Below are 17,741 nucleotides of genomic sequence, written 5' to 3'. Positions count from 1 at the left end.
AGTATCACGCGTCCGGCGCGGGGCAGCTCGTGCCGGGGTCGGGCAGGACGCCGTCGATCAGGTACCGGTCGACGTGGCCGATCGCGCAGGGGTCGCCGTGGTTGACGTAGAGGCCGTGGCCGATTCCGTCGTAGCCGACGGTGACCGACCCGGGCACCGCGTCGGTGACGGCCCGCACGGAGCCCTCCTCATACACCGGGGCGACGCCTAGGATCGGCGGGAGTTCGTCGGCGGGCAGGGGCGCGGGCGGGTTCACGGCGTCGGGCGACCACGAGGAGCACGCGAGGTGGGCGTTCTCCCGGACCCCGGAGAAGTTGGGCGAGAAGCTTTCGGAGCGCTCCACCGCGCGGCGGTAGGCGCGGTAGCCGTCGTAGGCGAACCCGTCGGCGCAGCGCACCGCGAGCAGCGCGCTGGGCTGGGGCGGCAGGCCCCGCCCGCGCGGATCGAACTTGGCGGCGTCGCCGTCGGCGGCCGCCGCGACCGCCTCGGCGAACGCCGGCCAGTTCGCCTCGCGCAGCACCATGGACTGGGCGAGCGCCTTGAGGTCGTCCCCGTCGTAGCGGCGGTCGCCGGCGGCTTCGGCGCCGGGCAGCGGATCGCGCTCGGCCCGGCGGACGGTGTCCTGCCACACCTCCTCGGCGTCGCTCCCGTGCAGCGCGCACGACGTGTCCTCGGCGCACCAGGCGGTGAAGCGCTCGAACACCGCCTCCAGGCCTTCGTACTGGAGCCGCTCGGACTCCGCCATGGGTGAGACGTGGTCGGGCACGCTGTCCAGCGCCATCACCCGCACCCGCTCGGGAAACAGCCGCGCGTAGGAGGCGCCGAGGACGCCGCCGTAGGAGTTGCCGAGGTAGGAAAGCTCCTCCTCACCGAGGGCGGCGCGGATGGCGTCCATGTCGCGGGCCTGGGTGGCGGAGTCCATGTTCGCGAACACCTCGGGGGCGGCGTCGCGGCAGGCCGCGACGGCCTCGGCGTTTGCCTCCGCGGCCCGCTCGTAGGCACGCCGGTTGTCGGGGGTGGCGAACGCGGGTCCGGTCGCGCAGTTCTCCAGCGGAAGGTGCTCGCCGCTCTGCCCGCCGCGCGGGTCCCAGGTCACGACGTCCATCCGTTCGCGCAGGCCCGCGAAGTTCGCCAGCGACCGGGACAGGGCACCGACCCCGCTCCCGCCCGGACCGCCCGGGTTGAACAGGACCGTGCCCAGCGGGTCGCCCTCGCCGGTCGCGGCCGCCCGCGCCAGGGTGAGCGTGATGGTGGCCCCGCCGGGGTCGTCGTAGTCGACGGGGACGTCGAGTTCGGCGCACTCCAGTGCGGCGGCGACGTCGCCCGCGCACGCCGACCACGACAGGGCCGCCGGGGCGGTGGAGTCGGCAACGGGCTGGGCGTCGGCGGTGGAGCAGCCGCCGAGCACGAGGAGCACGGGCAGGGCGAGCGGGGCGAGCAGGGCTGGTCGCGGGCGGTTCATGGAAGGGGTCCTCACGGAAAAAAGGGGCGCGGCCGCGCCGTCGTCGGGTGCCCCAACGCTAGGCAGGCGACCGCCGCGCCACATCTGCCACCCGGCATACATCCGCGCGCACGGCGCGGCCGGACCGGGCCGCGCGGGGCAGGAGGCGAGACCCGCGGTGGGCGCCCTTGGACGGTGCCGGGCGCGCCGTGCGCTCAGCCGCCGTCGGCCGCGCGCAGGGCCGCGTGGAGGCCGTCGTCGTAGCGCAGGGCCGCCGCCACCCGGTCGCCGTCGAGGACGAACAGGGTGGCCGTGCGCACGGGCGGGGCCTGGCGGGACTCCGCGTCCGGGGCGTCGGGCCAGGTGGCGTCCTGCTCGACCACGATCCGGTCCCGCGCCACCGGGTGCCAGGACACCGGTTCCAGGTGGATCCCCGAGCGCGTGATCCAGTCGGTGAACACCTCCACGCCCTCGGCCGCGCCCTTGGGGCGGCGGGCGGCGGCCAGGTCGCGTTCGTTGACCGCGCGGTGCCACTCCCGCACCGACGACCAGTCGTCCTCGGCCATGCGAGCCCTCCTTCGAGCATTTGTATGCGTTCCGCATATATTAGCCGCCGGGTCCGGAGGGGCGCCGCCCCGCCGCCGCGTCCGGCCGGAAATCACGGTGGGCACGGCGGCAGGGCGGACTGCTACGCCTCCCGCGCCTGCGGGTCGGCGTCCGGCACGGGCATGCGCCCGGCCACCACCGCACCGGCCAGCAGCCCGACCCCGGCCAGCAGGGCGGCCACCAGGAACGGGTCGGCGCCGTGCAGGGCGGGGGCGAACCCGATCCCCACGTAGACCGCCACACCGCCGGAGCCGCCGAGCTGGTCGGCCGCGCGCTGCACTCCTGCGGCCGCCCCCGCGTCGTAGCCGGTCACGCCGCTGACCGCGAGGTACTGGAGACCCACGAGGCCGAACCCCATCCCGGCGGCCACCAGCAGCATCGCCGGGACCAGCGCCACCGGCCCCGCCTCCCAGCGGGCGACCAGCGCGATCACCGCCATCGCGGCACCGGTGAACCCGAGCCCCGCCAGCACGCACGCGCGCGCACCCCACCCGGCCAGCAGCCGGGGCACGAGCACGGACGCGGCGATGAGGGCGACCGCCAGCGGCAGCATCGTCACCCCGGCCGCCAGCGGGCCGAGGCCCAGGCGGTCCTGAAGGTAGAACGTGAACAGCAGGAACGAGGTCGACAGCGCCCCGCTGAGCAGCACCGTGGTCAGGTTCGCCGCCACCCGGGTGCGGTCGGCGAAGAAGGCCGGCGGCAGCAGCGGGTTGCGGGAACGCGCCTCCACCCGCGCGAACGCGGCCCCCGCCAGCACCGCCCCGGCCAGCGCGGCGGGCACCACCCACACCGGCCCGCCCGGTTCGCCCGCCTCGACCACGCCGTAGGCGAGCAGCAGCGGGCAGGCGGTCAGCAGCAGCGCCCCGGGAACGTCCAGCGGAGCGGCGCCGGGCGCCGGCGACCGGTCGTGCTCGACCAGCAGCAGCGCCGCCAGCAGCACCACCAGCACGAACGGCACCGAGATCAGGAAGATCCACCGCCACCCCAGGTGGGCGGTGACGACCCCCGACAGGACGAACCCGAGCACCAGCCCGCAACTGGCGACCGCCGCCCACACGCCCAGCGCCCGCGACCTGCGCGGCCCCTCGGGGAACAGCAGCACGATGGTCGCCATCGCCGCCGGAAGCGCGATGGCCTCACCGGCGCCCTGGAGCAGCCGGGCGACCACCAGCAGCGCGAAGGTCGGCGCCAGACCCGCCAGCAGGGAGGCGGCGCCGAACAGGCCCGTGCCCACCAGCAGCGTGCGGCGGCGCCCCAGCAGGTCGCCCAGGCGCCCGCCGAGCATGAGCAGCCCGCCGCCGGTGACGGTGTACCCGACCACGACCCAGGTCAGCGCGTGGCCGCCGACCCCCAGTTCGGCGCCGATCGAGGGCAGGGCGATGTTGACCACGGTGACGTCGACCGCGATGAAGAACTGAAGCATCGACAGCGCGCACAGCACCAGCCACGCGCGTGCCGGGGACGGGCCGCGCCCGCCGGAAGAAAGGAAAGGGAGAAGACGTGAGGACATCCGGTGCTCCGTCGCTCAGAGGAGTTTCCGGGCAGCACGAAGGCGCCGCTCCGGTCTGATCACGAAGCGGCTGGACGTCTCACCGAGAGAGGCCGGGACGCCCCGCCGCTAGCGGAGCGTCCTGGTGACGGCGGCGCAGGCGGCCGCGGAGGAGCCGGACATGCCCCGAACGCTACCAGCGGGGTGTGACAGCGCGGTCGACAGCCCGGTCCCCGGTCGCCGGACCCCGGATCTCGGACGCGGGACCGCCGCCGGGGCCGGACCGCCGCGCGGCGCTACGCGGGGTCCGAGGGCGGCGGTTTGGGGGCGTCGGCCGGGGCGGGGGCGGAGGTGGCGCGCAGGATTTCGCGCGCCTGCTCGGCGGCGCGGTGCGTGCTCTCGCTGACGAAGTCGAGGAAGCGGGCGATGTTCTCCAGGCGTATGGCGGCGGGGGTGTTCGCGCCGAGGATGGCCGCGCCCTGGCGCGTGGTCTCGACCAGCAGGTCGTTGGCGCGGGCGCTGGCGATCGTGGACTGGTAGAACAGCTCGTTGTCCACGACGTAGCGGTCGCGGCGGCCTTCGGCGCGCTCCCGGCGGACCAGGCTCAGCCCCTCCAGGTAGGTGGTGGCCTTGGAGATGGACGCCGGGCTGACCTGGAGGTGGCGGGCGAGTTCGCCCGCGGTGAGGCTGGCCTCGTCGGTGATGTAGAGGCGGCCGAGCACCCGCGCGGGCATCTTGGCCAGGCCCGACATCATCAGGACGGTGGTCAGCCGCTCCTCGAACTCCGCAACGGCTTCGGGGTCGCGCCCGTAGGGCTGGGGGCTGGGTTCGCGCTCCCGGGTGGCGGCGGTCCGGCGGCGGCGGGTGCGCTGCTCGGTGGCGCGCTGGGCCAGGTCGGGACGGTAGCCGGTGGGGCCGCCGTTGCGCATCACCTCACGCGTGACCGTGGAGGTGGGACGGTCCAGGCGCCGGGCGATCTCGGCGTAGGCGAGGCCGTCGGCCAGCCCCACCGCGATCTGCTGACGCTCCTGCTGGCTGAGCCTGCCTCCCGGCATCGCGGTCTCCCCTTCGTCAGTACTCCGTTGCGCCCACCATAGCGTTCCGTTCATCTACATTGCAACGACACAGTGGCACCCATTGCGTTCTACACGCGACCAGCGCAACGATTTTGATTCGTCCACCTGCTAAAACAATGTCTGGACGCAACGATGCAGTTGAAGGAATCTGGAAAGCAACGTAGCTTTTGCGATGTCGGAAACGACACGGGCACCACGCCCCACCACGAACCACCACCACCCGGCCAGGAGCACACCATGCAGACCTTCACCACCCCCGCCCCCATCACCGCCGACCTCACCCTCCCCGCCGGCCGCATCCAGATCATCGCCGCCGACCGCACCGACACCACCGTCGACATCCGCCCCGCCAACCCCACCAAGAACCGCGACATCACCTCCGCCCAGCAGACCACCGCCACCTACACCGACGGCGTCCTGCGCATCCACACCCCCCAACCCAAGAACACGGTCCTCAGCTCCGCCGGATCCGTCGAGATCACCGTCCAACTCCCCGCCGACTCCCACGTGCGCGCCACCACCGCCGCCTGCGAACTGCGCGGCGTAGGCCGCCTGGGCCAGGTCACCTTCGAAGGCGCCTACAACCACACCAAGATCGACGAGGCCGCCGCCCTGACCCTCACCGCCACCCAGGGCGACACCGTGGTCGGCCGCCTCAACGGCGACGCCACCATCACCGCCCAGTCCGGCGACATCACCATCACCCAAGCCACCGCCGGAACCCTCAACCTGAGCACCCAGTCCGGCGACATCAACGTCACCGCCGCCGCCGGCGCCTCGGCCACCCTGGACTCCCACACCGGCCACGGCCGCGTCAGCAACTCCCTGAAGAACGACGGCACCCCCACCCTGCACATCCACGCCACCACCACCCACGGCAACATCACCGCCCGCAGCCTCTGACCCGCTGAAAGCGCCGGAACCACCCAGACCCTCGGGCCACCGGCCGACCCGCCGAACGGGGCGGCGCCCACCGCGCCGCCCCCGGCCCCCCGCCCTCCCCCTCCCCGCCCCACCGGCTCCGCCGGCACCTGCGCCTGCGGCCCGTAGAAGGAAGCACCCCTCATGACCACCCCCGCCATCGCGGCGAACAGGCTGCGCAAGTCCTACGGCGACAAGGCCGTCCTGGACGGCGTCGACCTCACCGTCGCCGAAGGAACGGTCTTCTCCCTGCTCGGCCCCAACGGCGCCGGCAAGACCACCACCGTCAAGATCCTCTCCACCCTCATCAGCCCCGGCCCCGACTCCGGTGAGATCCGCGTCGCCGGCCACGATCTCGCCACCGACCCGCAGGCGGTCCGCGCCGCGATCGGCGTCACCGGGCAGTTCTCCGCCGTCGACGGCCTGATCACCGGCGAGGAGAACATGCTCCTCATGGCGGACCTGCACCACCTGCCCCGCCGCGAGGGCCGCCGCGTCGCCGCCGACCTGCTGGAGCGCTTCGACCTGGTCGCCGCCGCGAAGAAGCCCGCCTCCACCTACTCCGGCGGCATGAAGCGCCGCCTGGACATCGCGATGACCCTGGTCGGCGACCCGCGCATCATCTTCCTGGACGAGCCGACCACCGGCCTGGACCCGCGCTCCCGGCACAACATGTGGCAGATCATCCGCGGGCTCGTCGCCGACGGGGTCACTGTCTTCCTCACCACGCAGTACCTGGAGGAGGCCGACCAACTGGCCGACCGCATCGCCGTGCTCAACGACGGCGGGATCGCCGCCGAGGGCACCGCCGAGGAGCTGAAGCGGCTCATCCCCGGCGGGCACGTCCGGCTCCGCTTCACCGACCCGGCCGCCTACCGCGGCGCCGCCGCCGCGCTGGGCGCCGCCGTCCGCGACGAGGAGGCCCTGGCCCTGAACGTCCCCAGCGACGGCGGTCAGCGCGATCTGCACTCCATCCTCGACCGGCTGCACGCCGCCAGCGTCGAGGCCGACGAACTGACCGTGCACACCCCCGACCTCGACGACGTCTTCTTCGCCCTGACCGGCGGCGGCGTCCCCCAGCAGCCCCAGCAGTCCGAGCAGCCCACGGAGGCCGTCCGATGAACACCCTGTCCCTCGCCGCGCGCGACTCCGCCACGATGCTGCGCCGCAACCTCCTGCACGCCCGGCGCTACCCCTCGCTCACGCTGAACCTGCTGTTCACCCCGATCATGCTGCTCCTGCTGTTCGTCTTCATCTTCGGCGACACCATGAGCGCCGGCATCGGCGGCGGCGACCGCTCCGCCTACATCGCCTACATCGTTCCGGGCCTGCTGCTGATGACCATCGGCAGCACCGTGGTCGGCACCTCGGTGTCGGTCGCCAACGACATGGCCGAGGGCATCATCGCCCGCTTCCGCACGATGGCCATCCACCGCGGCTCGGTGATCGTCGGCCACGTGGTCGGCAGCGTCGTGCAGTCGGTCGCCAGCGTGGTCCTGGTCGGCGCCGTCGCCGTGGCCATCGGCTTCCGCGCCACCGACGCCACCCTCCTGGAGTGGTTCGCGGCCTTCGGCCTGCTCGTCCTCTTCGCCACGGCGCTGACCTGGATCGCGGTGGGCCTGGGCCTGATCAGCCCCAACGCCGAGGCCGCCAGCAACAACGCGATGCCGCTCATCCTGATGCCGCTGCTGTCCAGCGCCTTCGTCCCCGTGGAGGCGATGCCGGGCTGGATCCAGCCGATCGCCCAGTACCAGCCGTTCACGCCCGCCATCGAGACGCTGCGGGGCCTGCTGCTGGGTTCCGAGATCGGCGACAACGGGTGGCTCGCGGTGGCCTGGTGCGTGGGGCTGGCGGTGGCCGGCTACATCTGGTCGACGGCGAGGTTCAACCGCGACCCGAGGTAGCCGCCGTGACAGCGCGGGCAGCGCCCGCCCCCCGTCCCCCGCCGGGCGGCGTACACCGACACCGCGTCGGGTACGCCGCCCCTTTCGTGCGCGGCGCGGGCCGCCGACACCCCGCAGATGTGTATGCGTACCGCATGCAACGCGTGTGTAGAGTCGACTCGGCGGCAGCGGTCGCGGTAACGGCTGCGGTAGCGGCAGGGGCGGCGAGCGGGTGGGCGGAAGGGAGAGCGGGCCATGCCGGACACCGAAGGGCCGGGGCAGACCCTCTTCCACTTCGTCCGCTACTGGTCGCGGCGCTGGCTCAGCCCCACCGGGGCCGGGATCGGCCCCGATCGGGGCCGCGACGTCTGGGTCACCGAGGCCGTCGCCGCCCGCGCGCAGGGCAGTGGCGCCACCGTCAACGACGTCGCCGACGAACTCGGCATCGACCAGTCCGGCGCCAGCCGGCTCGTGGCCCAGGCCGTCGCCCACGGCTACCTGCGCAAGACCACCTCGGCCGACGACGCCCGGCGCCGCATCCTCGTCGTCACCGACTCCGGCCGCCGCCTGCTAAGCGCCGCCCACGCCTGGCAGGAGTCGGTGTTCGCCGACCTCACCGCCGACTGGCCCGAGCGCGACGTCCGCGAACTCCACCGCATGATGCGGCGCCTCATCGCCCACCCGCAGGCTAATCCGCAGTCCGAGCCGCCGTTCGACCCGCCCGGCGCGCCGCCGGTCGGCGGCCCCGCCCGGCCGTGAGCGGCGCGGACGGCCGAGGGGCGCGGCCGCGCGCGCTCCCGCCGGTGCCCGCGCGGGCACCGTACTCGTTGCGCGGCCCCAGCCAGGCGGCGCACAGCAGCACGATGAGCGCGATCTCCACCGGCGCGCCGCCGTAGTACATCACCTGCCCCGCCGCCCGCGCCTGCTCGGCGGCCACCCCCGGCGGCGGATCCGCGTAGACGACCTTGGCCAGGACGTTGTGCGCGGCCAGCGCGCCCACCAGCACCGCCGCGCGCCACGGCGCGGCCGGCCGGTGCGGCGCGGGGTCGGGGCCGCCCAGCACGGCGAACGCGAACAGGTACCCGGCGGCCAGCACGTGGACGTGCACGGCGGCGTGCCACCACGCGTCCGTCGCCGCCGCCGCGTACAGGCCGGTGCGGTAGAGCACCCACAGGCCGCCCATGTTGAGCACCGCCGCCGTGAGGGGGTGGGCCACCGCCCCGGCCGGACGCGACGCCAGGAGCCGGCCCAGCGCGCGGTCGCGTCGGCGCGGCAGCGCCCGCAGGGCCAGCGTCACCGGCGCCGCCAGGACCAGCAGCAGCGGTGCCAGCATGCCCAGCAGCACGTGGCCGGCCATGTGGGCGGCGAAGTCGTGGTGGGCGCGCTCGGCGAGGGGGCCGAGCAGAGCCGCGCCCGCGCACAGCCAGCCGCACACCCACAGCGCCAGACGGCGGCCGGGCCAGTCGGTGTCGCGGAGCCAGAGGGCGAGCACCCCCGCCCCGTAGGCCAGGACGGCGGCGGCGAGCACGCCGGCGACCGCCCACTCGCCCGCGCCGAGCGCCACCCCGGCGTGGTCGGCGCCGCCAGGCACGCCGTGGTTGGGCGGACCGTGGCCGGGCGAGCCGCCGCCGGGCGGGCCGTGGCCGTGCACGGCGCCGCTATCCGGCCCGGCGCCCGGCGGCGGTGCGGACGCGGGCGCGGGACCGGGCGCGGCGGGTCAGCACCCACCCGGCGATCCCGGCCGCCAGCAGCAGCGCGGCGACGACGTTCCACACGAGGTCGTAGGGCAGCAGGTCAACGCCGTAGCGGATCTGGTGGAGGCCCATCAGCTTGTGCTGCACCAGCCCGTCGTAGAGCTGGAAGAACCCGGCGCCCGTCAGCCAGCCGGAGGCGACGGCGGCACCCCAGAAGGCGCGCTCGCGGTGCAGGGCCGCCATGAGGAAGAACCCGGCGACGGTGGCGAACCAGCTAAAGGCGTGGAACAGGCCGTCGGAGACCAGGCCGACGGAGGTGGTGGAGCGGTCGTAGAAGTGGTGCCAGTGCAGGAGCTGGTGGAAGACCACCTCGTCGAGGAAGGCCACCGTGCCCAGGCCCAGCAGCACACCCGCCACCAGGTTGCGCCCGTGCCGGTCGTACCGGCCGCCCGCCGCATCCGGCGTCCCCGCCGGGCCGGCGCCGCTCCGCGCTCGCGCCATGGTGCGTCTCCTTCCGGGTGCCGCCACGCCCCGCCGCACCGTGCCGCGCAGCCGCAACCGGACGTGCGGGTGCGCGGCCGAACATCCGCGCGGACGTTCGGCCGCCCGTGTCGGCCGGACCGGCCGGGACGGCTCGGGCGGACTGCCGGTGCTCTCGCCGCAGGGGGCGGCGGTGTGCGGGCGCGGCTACCCCCGCGCCCCGCCGGGAAACCGCGCGGACGCGCCGGCGCCGGTCCGCGCTCGCAGGCGGCGCGGCGGGGGCGGCATGTACTTCCCCGCAGCGCCGCCGCAACTCTTTTATTTCGCTAAAGGAAAAGATGCGGTGGTCGGCGCAGCCGGTTAGGCGGTCGGGCCGACCAGGACGGCTGGACCGGCCGGGACAGGCTCGGGGCGCGCCCGTGCCCACCACAGGGGGCGGCGGTGTCGGGCGCGGCCACCTCGGCACCCCGCCGGGAAACCGCGCCAACGCTGCCCGCGTGTCCGCGCGAGGACGGGCGGGGAGGGGAGCGGGTGCCGAGTGGTGCGGGGCGGGGGACCGGTTTTTCTAACGGCCACTGGCACACGCCCTGACCTGCCCGTACGCCACACGCGGCGCCACATGGCGCCACTATGGCGCCAGTTTGGCACCACTTGGGCTTGCCTTGGTGCCACGCGTGTGCCACAGTGGCGTCATGGACTTGACCGCCTACGTGAACCACCTCGGCCGCGAGTTCGCCACGCTCGCCGAAGCCGGAGGTGAGGAGTCGCGGGCGCTGGTCGAGCGGCTGAGCGGGTCGCTCGAATCCGCGATCCGCATGACCCTGCTGGACGCGCTGTCGGCCGCCGCCGACGAGATCAGCCGCGACCTCGCCCCCGGGTCGGTGGAGCTGCGCCTGCGCGGCCGCGACCCCGACTTCGTCGTCAACGCGCCCACCGTCGAGCCGTTCGCCGCCCCCGCCGAGGCCGCCCCGGCGCCAGCCGAGAGCGCGCCCGACCCCGAGGCACTGCTCGCCGACGACGGCGGTCCCACCGCCCGCATCAACGTCCGCCTGCCCGAACAGCTCAAGGCCGCGATCGAGGAGGCCGCCGCCAGGGAAGGGCGCTCGGTCAACGCCTGGCTGGGCCGGGCCGCCGCCGCGGCCCTCCAGCGGCCCGCCCCCGGGCGCACCACATCGCCGCCCGCCGGCGGGAAGCGGACCGAGCAGGGGCTGACCGGCTGGGTGCGCTGACCCCCGCCCCCGCCCCGCCCCCTCCCACCCGCCTCCACCGCACCTCTCCACCACCACGTCCCTGACCTGCGGGGACGCTCCACCGACCCATGCCAAGGGGACAGCCATGCCGATTTTCGACACTCCCGACCCGATCTCCGTCACCGTGGAGATGGGCGCGGGCAACATCCGCATCGCCGCGAGCGACCGGACCGACACCGTTGTCGAGGTCCGCCCCAGCGACGAAGCCGACGAGTCCGACGTGAAGGCCGCCCAGCGGATCCGCGTCGACTACGCCAACGGCGTGCTCCGGGTCGTCGGCCCCAAGATCCGCGCCTTCGACTTCTCCAAGAAGTCCTGGTCGGCCGACGTGTCCATCCAACTGCCCAGCGGCTCCGCGGTGACGGCCGAGACCCAGGCCGGCGACCACCACTGCGTCGGCCGGCTCGGCGAGTGCCGCCTCAAGACCTCCGCCGGGCACCTGTGGGTCGAACGCACCGGCCCGCTGTACCTGCGCACCGGGGCCGGCCACATCACCGCCGACGCCGTGGCGGGCGGCGCCGAAGTCTCCACCGGCACCGGCAGGATCCAGCTCGGCGAGATCGAGGGCAGCGCGGTCGTCAAGAACTCCAGCGGCGAGACCACGATCGACGCTGTCACCGGCGACGTCCGGGTCCGCTCGGCCGCCGGCGACATCACCATCGACCGCGCCGGCGCCGGCGTCGACGCCAAGACCTCAACCGGCACCATCCGCGTCGGCGAAGTGGCCCGCGGCTCGGTCGCGCTCGCCACCCCCATGGGCGACCTGGAGATCGGCATCGCCGAGGGCACCGCCGCCTGGCTGGACGTCCACACCGGCCGGGGCCACGTGCGCAACCTGCTGGACAACGCTCCCGGCCCCGAGGACGCCGACGAGACCGTCGAGGTGCGCGGCCGCACCGACTACGGCGACATCACCATCCGCCGCCCCTGACACCCCCCTTCCGTCCGCACGTCCATCCACACCATCTCCGTCCACACCACCTTCACGTCCATCCGCACCCCCCACTGGAGAAAGGGATCCACCATGACCACAGCCCAGCCCCGGCCGGCGATCGCCGCCACCGGGCTACGGAAGTCCTACGGCGACAAACCCGTCCTCAAGGGCCTCGACCTCAACGTGCGCGAAGGCACGGTCTTCTCGCTGCTGGGCGCCAACGGCGCCGGCAAGACCACCACGGTCAAGATCCTCTCCACGCTGATCCGGGCCGACTCCGGCGACGTCCGCGTGGCCGGGCACGACCTCGCCCATGAACCCGACGCGGTGCGCGCCGCGATCGGTGTCACCGGCCAGTTCTCCGCCGTGGACAACCTGCTGACCGGCGAGGAGAACCTGCTGCTGATGGCGGACCTCCACCACCTCCCCCGCGACGACGCCCGGCGCCGCACCGGGCAGCTGCTCGAACAGTTCGACCTGGTGGAGGCCGGCCGCAAGCCGGCGGCGACCTACTCCGGCGGCATGCGCCGCCGTCTCGACCTCGCGATGAGCCTGGTGGGCAGCCCGCGGCTGATCTTCCTGGACGAGCCCACCACCGGTCTGGACCCGCGCAGCCGCCGCAACATGTGGCAGATCGTCCGGGACCTGGTGGCCGGCGGCGTCACCGTCTTCCTGACCACGCAGTACCTGGAGGAGGCCGACGAACTCTCCGACCGGATCGCCGTGCTCGAAGGCGGCCGGGTGGTCGCCGAGGGCACCGCCGACGAACTCAAGCGCCGGATCCCCGGCGGCCACGTCCGCCTGCGGTTCGGCGACCACCGGCACCTCGACGCGGCCATGCGCGTGCTCGACCAGCCCTCGCGCGACAACGACCCGCTCGCCCTGCGGGTGCCCGGCAGCGGCAGCCTGCGCTCCCTCAAGCACCTGATCGGCCGGTTGGACGACCACCGCATCGAGGTCGAGGAGCTGTCCGTGCACACCCCCGACCTGGACGACGTGTTCCTGGCCCTCACCGGCAAGCCCGCCACCGAGAACGAGAAAGCGACCACCCGATGAGCACCCACGCCCTCGCCCCCGCCGCGCGCCCGCGCCTCCACCCGTTCCGCGACTCGGTCACGATGCTGCGCCGCAACCTCAGACGCATGCTGCGCTACCCCTCGATGACCCTGACGCTCGTCGGGATGCCGGTGGTGTTCCTGCTGCTGTTCGTCTACGTGTTCGGCGGCACGCTGGGCGCCGGGCTCGGCGGCCCGACGGCCGGCGACTCCGCCGACGGGCGCTCCGCCTACGTCGACTACGTGGCGCCCGCGATCATCCTGATGACCGTGACCAGCGTCATCCAGGGCACCGCGATCTCGGTCGCCATGGACCTCACCGAAGGGATCATCGCCCGCTTCCGCACCATGCACATCGCCCGCGCGGCGGTGCTCACCGGGCACGTCCTGGGCAGCATGATCCAGACGGCGATCGCCCTGGCGGTCGTGATCGGCGTGGCGCTGCTGGTGGGCTTCCGGCCCGAGGCCGGACCGGTGGAGTGGCTGGCCGTGGTCGGATTCCTCGCGGTGATGACCTTCGCGCTGGTGTGGCTGGCCGTGGCGCTGGGCCAGGTGAGCAAGAGCGTGGAGTCCGCGAGCAACGTGCTGCTGCCGCTGGTGCTGCTGCCCTTCCTCGGCAGCGGGTTCGTGCCCACCGACTCCATGCCGACCGGCCTGCGCTGGTTCGCCGAGTACCAGCCGTTCACGCCGATGATCGAGACGCTGCGCGACCTGCTGATGGACCAGCCGGTCGGCGACAACGCCTGGATCGCGCTCGCCTGGTGCGCCGCGATCGCCCTGGGCTCCTACCTCTGGGCCCGGCGCCTGTTCAACCGCGAGCCCGCCAACTGACGCGGGCCCCCGCTCCGATCCCCACTGCCACACCGCCACCACTCCCCTCCCCCCGGCCGGCCGCGACCGCACCGGGCCGTCGTGCCCGAGCACCTCCGCGGCAGCCGTCACCGAGGCCGATCGGCCTCCATCCCCGTCTCCGTCTCGACACCCCCGCCGCGAGCCGACCACGGGCCCGCCGCCCACGCCTCGGCCGACCACGGAGCGCGTCCGAGTGGACGCACACCGTGCTCACACTCACGATCGCCTGCCGGGCCGCGCCGCCGCAACGCGGCTTCCCCGGCTGTGGATAACCCGCTTCCCACCCCGTCCCTGTCCCACGGACCCGAGGAACCGAGAACCTTATGAACGACCCCGTCCACACCGTCCCGGCGATGCCCACCACGCGCCGGCCCGGCTGCCCCTTCGACCCCCCGGCGGAACTGCTGGCGGCCCGCGAGCACGGTCCGATCAGCCGCCTCTCCTTCCCCGACGGCCACCAGGGCTGGCTGGTCACCGGATACGACCAGGTCCGCCAGATCCTGGCCGACCCCCGGTTCAGCGCCCGCAAGGAGCTGATGGGCCACCACCCCCTCATCGACTACGGCGGCATGCAGGTCCCCCCGGCGGCGCCCGGCGAGTTCATGCTCACCGACGAGCCGGTGCACAGCCGCTACCGCAAGCCGCTGGTCCGCAGCTTCACCGCGCGGCGGATGCGGCTGCTCACCGAGCGGATCGAACAGGTCACCACCGAGCACCTGGACGCCATGGAGCAGGCCGGGCCGACGGCCGACCTCGTCACCGCGTTCGCCAAGCCCGTCCCCGCCGTCATGATCTGCGAACTGCTGGGGGTGCCCTACGCGGACCGGGGGGCCTTCCAGCGGCAGGTGGACCTGTTCCACAGCGCGGAGGTGAGCGACGAGGACCTGATCGCGGCCTACACGGCGGTCCAGACCTACCTCGCCGACCTGGTCACCGCCAAGCGCGCCGACCCCACCGACGACATCCTCAGCGAACTCTCCCAGGGCGACCTGACCGACGAGGAGCTGAAGGGCGTCGCCCTGACCCTGCTGGCGGCCGGGTTCGACACCACCGCGAACTCGCTGGCGCTGGGCGTCTTCGCGCTGCTGCGCAACCCCGAGCAGCTCGCCGCGCTGCGCGCGGACCCCGCCGGCCTCGCCGACGGGGCCGTGGAGGAGCTGCTGCGGTACCTGAGCGTCGCCAAGACGTCGATGCGCGTCGCGCTGGAGGACGCCGAGGTGGGCGGCCAGATGGTCGAGGCCGGCACGACGGTCGTGCTGTCGCTCAACACCGCCAACCGCGACCCCGAACGCTACACCGACCCCCACACCCTGGACCTGCGCCGGCAGGACGGCGGGCACCTCGCCTTCGGCCACGGCATCCACCAGTGCCTGGGGCAGCAACTGGCCCGCACCGAGATGCGCGTCGCGCTCCCCGCGCTGTTCGCCCGGTTCCCCGGCCTGCGCCTGGCGGTACCGCCCGAGGAGGTCCCCCTGCGCCCGGAGACGGCGGACCTCTACGGGGTGCGGTGCCTCCCGGTCACCTGGGACGTGTGAGCGGGAGGCGGTGAGCCGAGGCACCACCGCCTGGAATCGCCCGGGGCCGCCCGCCACCACCCGGAACCCGCACGCGCGGGGACGGGTGGCCGCGGGCGGCTCTCGTCGGCTCTCGTCGGCTCTCGTCGGCTCTCGTCGGCTCCGCGAGGCGTCCGTCCCGCACCTTCCCGCCCGCCCCGCCCGGCCGGAATGTCACCGCCGCCCACTACTGTTGCGGCCAAAGCGCAGGTGACTGCGGCTGCGCGCCGAAAACGAAACAGAAAGGCCGACCGGCATGCACACGGTCATCTCCCGTGACGGCACCCCCATCGCCTACGACAAGACCGGCACGGGACCGGCGCTCGTCCTGGTGTCGGGCGCCCTCATGGCCCGCGCCGACTTCGCGCCCTACACCGCGCTGCTGTCCGAGCACTTCACCGTCTACGCCCACGACCGACGCGGTCGGGGCGACAGCGGCGACACCGCGCCCTATGACGTCGCCCGCGAGGTCGAGGACATCGACGCGGTCATCGAGGCCGCCGGCGGTTCGGCGATGCTGCTGGGCCTGTCGTCGGGAGCCGTGCTGGCGCTGGAGGCCGCCGCGCGGGGCAGCGCCGTCACCCGGGTCGCGCTGTACGAGCCCCCGTTGATCGTGAACGCCTCCCGGCCCCCGCTGCCCGCCGACTACGTCGAGCACCTGGACCGGCTGGTCGACAAGGGCGCCCGCGGCGAGGCCGTCGCCTACTTCCTGACAGCGGCGGTCGGCCTTCCCGAGGAGATGGTCGCGGGCATGCGCCAGGCGCCGATGTGGCCCGCCATGGAGGCGCTGGCCCACACCATCGCCTACGACGGCCGGGTGATGGGCGAGGCCATGTCGGGCAACGAACTGCCGCTGCACCGCTGGGAGTCCGTGCGGATCCCGGTCTTCGTCGGCATCGGCGGCGCCAGCGAGGCGTTCATGCAGAACGGCTGCCGGGCGCTCACCGCGCTGGGGCCGCACGTCGTCACCCACACGTTCCCCGGCCAGGACCACGGCATCGCGCCGGAGGCGCTGGCGCCCGTGGTCACCGAGTTCTTCACCGCCGAGCAGCCGACCGCCACCGCGTAGCCCGCGCGGCCGGCGGGGACCGGGAGGGCTGTCGGGGCTGTTCGGGCAGTCAGGGCTGGACGAGGATGCGAATGGGGTTGCCCTCGTGCTCGTGCAGGCGGCGGATGCCGTCGGCGAGGTCGTCCAGCCCCACCACTCCGCTGATCGACCGCGACAGGTCCAGCCGCCCGGCGGCGACCAGGTCGACCAGTGTGCCGATGTCCTCGTTCTTGTAGCCCAGGTGCCCCAGCGCCTGCTTGCGGGACAGCCCGAAGGCCGCCGTCGTGCCCAGGGAGACCTTCTGGGCGCTGAGCCCGACCCCGACGATCCGCCCGCCGGCGGTGAGCAGGTCCAGGCCCTGCTCAAAGGTGGCCTTGAGCCCGACCGCGTCGAAGGCGACGTCGAGCAGGTGGCCCTTGGTGACCTCCGCGACCTTCGCCTTCACATCGGGGTCGCGGGAGTCGAACGCGAAGTCGGCGCCGACCGCGAGCGCGCGCCCGCGGATCTCCTCGTCCAGGTCGAAGGCGACGATCGGGTTGGCGCCCACGAGCCGGGCCAACTGCACGATGTGGGTGCCCACCCCGCCGACGCCCCACACGCCCACGGCCTCGCCGATGGCCACCTTGCCGGTGCGCACCACCGCGCCGAAGGGCGTGGACACGGCGTCGGCCAGGATGGCGGCCTGGTCCAGCGGCACCGAGTCGGGCACCCGGGTGAGGCCGACCGCCTGGGCGACGGTGTACTCGGCCCAGGCCCCGTCATAGGCAAACGCCATCAGCCGGATGTTCGAGCAGTTGCCGAAGTCCGCGCGGCGGCAGTACTCGCAGACGCCGCACGGCCGACCGGCGGCCGGAATCACCCGGTCACCCACGGCCCAGCCGGTGACCCCGGGACCGATGCTCGCGATGGTGCCCGCCGCCTCGTGCCCCTGGGTGACGACGTCGGGCACGTCCGCGCCGCCGAAGACACCGTCGATCAGGCTGAGGTCGGAGTGGCAGATGCCGCAGTAGGCCACCTTCACCAGCACCTCGCCGGGTCCGGGCTCGGGAACGGGGATCTCCTCGATCGCCCACTGCCGGGTGGCCTTGCGAAACCGCTGCGCGCGCATGGTCGGCACGGCGTGCCTGGTGGCGGTCATCGGAGCGAGTACCTCCTGGCGACGGGACGAACGGTCCGCTGCTTCGGGCCGGTCCGCAATGGTGCGGCCGACAGGTGCAAAGCTACGTCGCGACGCGGGGAGGGGGCGGCGGCGACACGCGGCCGGGCCGACCGTGGCCTGATTCCGGGCATAAAAAATGGGGGGACCCCCAAAGGAGTCCCCCCACTCAAATAAATTGCGGCAGCAACCTACTCTCCCACCCCACAACAGGGCAGTACCATCAGCGCAAAGAGGCTTAACGACCGGGTTCGGAAAGAGACCGGGTGTGACCCTCCCACCATAACCACCGCAAACCCAACC

At 73.7% G+C, this 17,741-nt stretch carries 17 protein-coding genes and 1 rRNA gene; 10 read left to right on the top strand and 8 right to left on the bottom strand.

Features of this window, described 5'->3' with window-relative positions; translation table 11 throughout:
• Positions 1 to 4: 4 nt before the first annotated feature.
• The 4 genes from LG943_RS16165 to LG943_RS16150 all read right to left on the bottom strand — a co-directional run bounded on the left by LG943_RS16165 (position 5) and on the right by LG943_RS16150 (position 4,591).
• On the bottom strand, positions 5 to 1,462 hold the full coding sequence (locus LG943_RS16165; RefSeq protein ID WP_270073114.1) for an alpha/beta fold hydrolase: 1,458 nt from the start codon (positions 1,460 to 1,462) through the stop codon (positions 5 to 7).
• 194 nt (positions 1,463 to 1,656) lie between these two features.
• A complete protein-coding gene (locus LG943_RS16160; protein ID WP_270073113.1) occupies positions 1,657 to 2,007 on the bottom strand; it encodes a nuclear transport factor 2 family protein in 351 nt (116 codons plus the stop codon).
• A 122-nt stretch (positions 2,008 to 2,129) separates the two neighbouring features.
• Entirely contained in the window at positions 2,130 to 3,470 is a 1,341-nt protein-coding gene (locus LG943_RS16155) for an MFS transporter (protein ID WP_270073112.1), read from the bottom strand.
• Positions 3,471 to 3,832: 362 nt separating this feature from the next.
• Positions 3,833 to 4,591 (bottom strand): GbsR/MarR family transcriptional regulator, encoded by a 759-nt coding sequence (locus LG943_RS16150; protein WP_270073111.1) that lies wholly within the window; start codon positions 4,589 to 4,591, stop codon positions 3,833 to 3,835.
• Between the two features lie 258 nt (positions 4,592 to 4,849).
• Here LG943_RS16150 and LG943_RS16145 point away from each other — a divergent pair, with 258 nt between their 5' ends.
• From LG943_RS16145 to LG943_RS16130, 4 genes are all read left to right on the top strand, one after another.
• The gene (locus tag LG943_RS16145; protein WP_270073110.1) at positions 4,850 to 5,515 is read left to right on the top strand and encodes a DUF4097 family beta strand repeat-containing protein; all 666 of its coding nucleotides are present in this window, start codon (positions 4,850 to 4,852) and stop codon (positions 5,513 to 5,515) included.
• Positions 5,516 to 5,677: 162 nt separating this feature from the next.
• On the top strand, positions 5,678 to 6,655 hold the full coding sequence (locus LG943_RS16140) for an ATP-binding cassette domain-containing protein (protein WP_270073109.1): 978 nt from the start codon (positions 5,678 to 5,680) through the stop codon (positions 6,653 to 6,655).
• A complete protein-coding gene (locus LG943_RS16135) occupies positions 6,652 to 7,437 on the top strand; it encodes an ABC transporter permease (protein ID WP_270073108.1) in 786 nt (261 codons plus the stop codon). Before LG943_RS16140 ends, LG943_RS16135 begins: the two co-directional genes overlap by 4 nt.
• Before the next feature lie 234 nt (positions 7,438 to 7,671).
• Positions 7,672 to 8,175 carry a MarR family winged helix-turn-helix transcriptional regulator gene (locus LG943_RS16130; RefSeq protein ID WP_270073107.1) on the top strand — a complete coding sequence of 168 codons (504 nt, stop codon included), beginning with the start codon at positions 7,672 to 7,674 and terminating at the stop codon, positions 8,173 to 8,175.
• Here LG943_RS16130 and LG943_RS16125 read toward each other — a convergent pair.
• Both LG943_RS16125 and LG943_RS16120 read right to left on the bottom strand, forming a co-directional pair.
• Positions 8,105 to 9,067, bottom strand: coding sequence for a cytochrome c oxidase assembly protein (locus tag LG943_RS16125; RefSeq protein WP_270073106.1), 963 nt, complete (start codon positions 9,065 to 9,067; stop codon positions 8,105 to 8,107). The genes LG943_RS16130 and LG943_RS16125 overlap by 71 nt on opposite strands.
• Before the next feature lie 7 nt (positions 9,068 to 9,074).
• Positions 9,075 to 9,611: a DUF2243 domain-containing protein gene (locus tag LG943_RS16120; RefSeq protein ID WP_270073105.1), complete on the bottom strand. Its 537-nt coding sequence runs from the start codon at positions 9,609 to 9,611 to the stop codon at positions 9,075 to 9,077.
• A 671-nt stretch (positions 9,612 to 10,282) separates the two neighbouring features.
• Between LG943_RS16120 and LG943_RS16115 the strand changes: the two genes are divergently transcribed.
• The 6 genes from LG943_RS16115 (at position 10,283) to LG943_RS16090 (ending at position 16,303) form a co-directional block, all read left to right on the top strand.
• Positions 10,283 to 10,819, top strand: coding sequence for a ribbon-helix-helix protein, CopG family (locus LG943_RS16115; protein ID WP_270073104.1), 537 nt, complete (start codon positions 10,283 to 10,285; stop codon positions 10,817 to 10,819).
• Between the two features lie 106 nt (positions 10,820 to 10,925).
• Positions 10,926 to 11,771, top strand: coding sequence for a DUF4097 family beta strand repeat-containing protein (locus LG943_RS16110; RefSeq protein WP_270073103.1), 846 nt, complete (start codon positions 10,926 to 10,928; stop codon positions 11,769 to 11,771).
• A gap of 93 nt (positions 11,772 to 11,864) precedes the next feature.
• The gene (locus LG943_RS16105) at positions 11,865 to 12,830 is read left to right on the top strand and encodes an ATP-binding cassette domain-containing protein (protein ID WP_270073102.1); all 966 of its coding nucleotides are present in this window, start codon (positions 11,865 to 11,867) and stop codon (positions 12,828 to 12,830) included.
• Positions 12,827 to 13,660 carry an ABC transporter permease gene (locus tag LG943_RS16100; protein WP_270073101.1) on the top strand — a complete coding sequence of 278 codons (834 nt, stop codon included), beginning with the start codon at positions 12,827 to 12,829 and terminating at the stop codon, positions 13,658 to 13,660. The genes LG943_RS16105 and LG943_RS16100 overlap by 4 nt, the downstream gene beginning before the upstream one ends.
• A 344-nt stretch (positions 13,661 to 14,004) precedes the next feature.
• Positions 14,005 to 15,216 carry a cytochrome P450 gene (locus tag LG943_RS16095; protein WP_270073100.1) on the top strand — a complete coding sequence of 404 codons (1,212 nt, stop codon included), beginning with the start codon at positions 14,005 to 14,007 and terminating at the stop codon, positions 15,214 to 15,216.
• Between the two features lie 274 nt (positions 15,217 to 15,490).
• Complete coding sequence (locus LG943_RS16090) at positions 15,491 to 16,303, top strand: alpha/beta fold hydrolase (RefSeq protein WP_270073099.1); 813 nt, start codon at positions 15,491 to 15,493, stop codon at positions 16,301 to 16,303.
• 49 nt (positions 16,304 to 16,352) lie between these two features.
• Here LG943_RS16090 and LG943_RS16085 read toward each other — a convergent pair whose 3' ends face one another.
• Both LG943_RS16085 and rrf read right to left on the bottom strand, forming a co-directional pair.
• Positions 16,353 to 17,420: a zinc-binding dehydrogenase gene (locus LG943_RS16085; RefSeq protein WP_270073098.1), complete on the bottom strand. Its 1,068-nt coding sequence runs from the start codon at positions 17,418 to 17,420 to the stop codon at positions 16,353 to 16,355.
• A gap of 196 nt (positions 17,421 to 17,616) precedes the next feature.
• Positions 17,617 to 17,732 (bottom strand): 5S ribosomal RNA (gene rrf / locus LG943_RS16080).
• Positions 17,733 to 17,741 lie beyond the last annotated feature (9 nt).

Origin of the sequence: Streptomonospora mangrovi, from assembly GCF_027604915.1 — a bacterium.
Taxonomy (GTDB): Bacteria; Actinomycetota; Actinomycetes; order Streptosporangiales; family Streptosporangiaceae; genus Streptomonospora; species Streptomonospora mangrovi.
The sequence above is the reverse complement of the archived record's forward strand: the minus strand, read 5'-3'. Positions and strand labels throughout refer to the sequence as shown.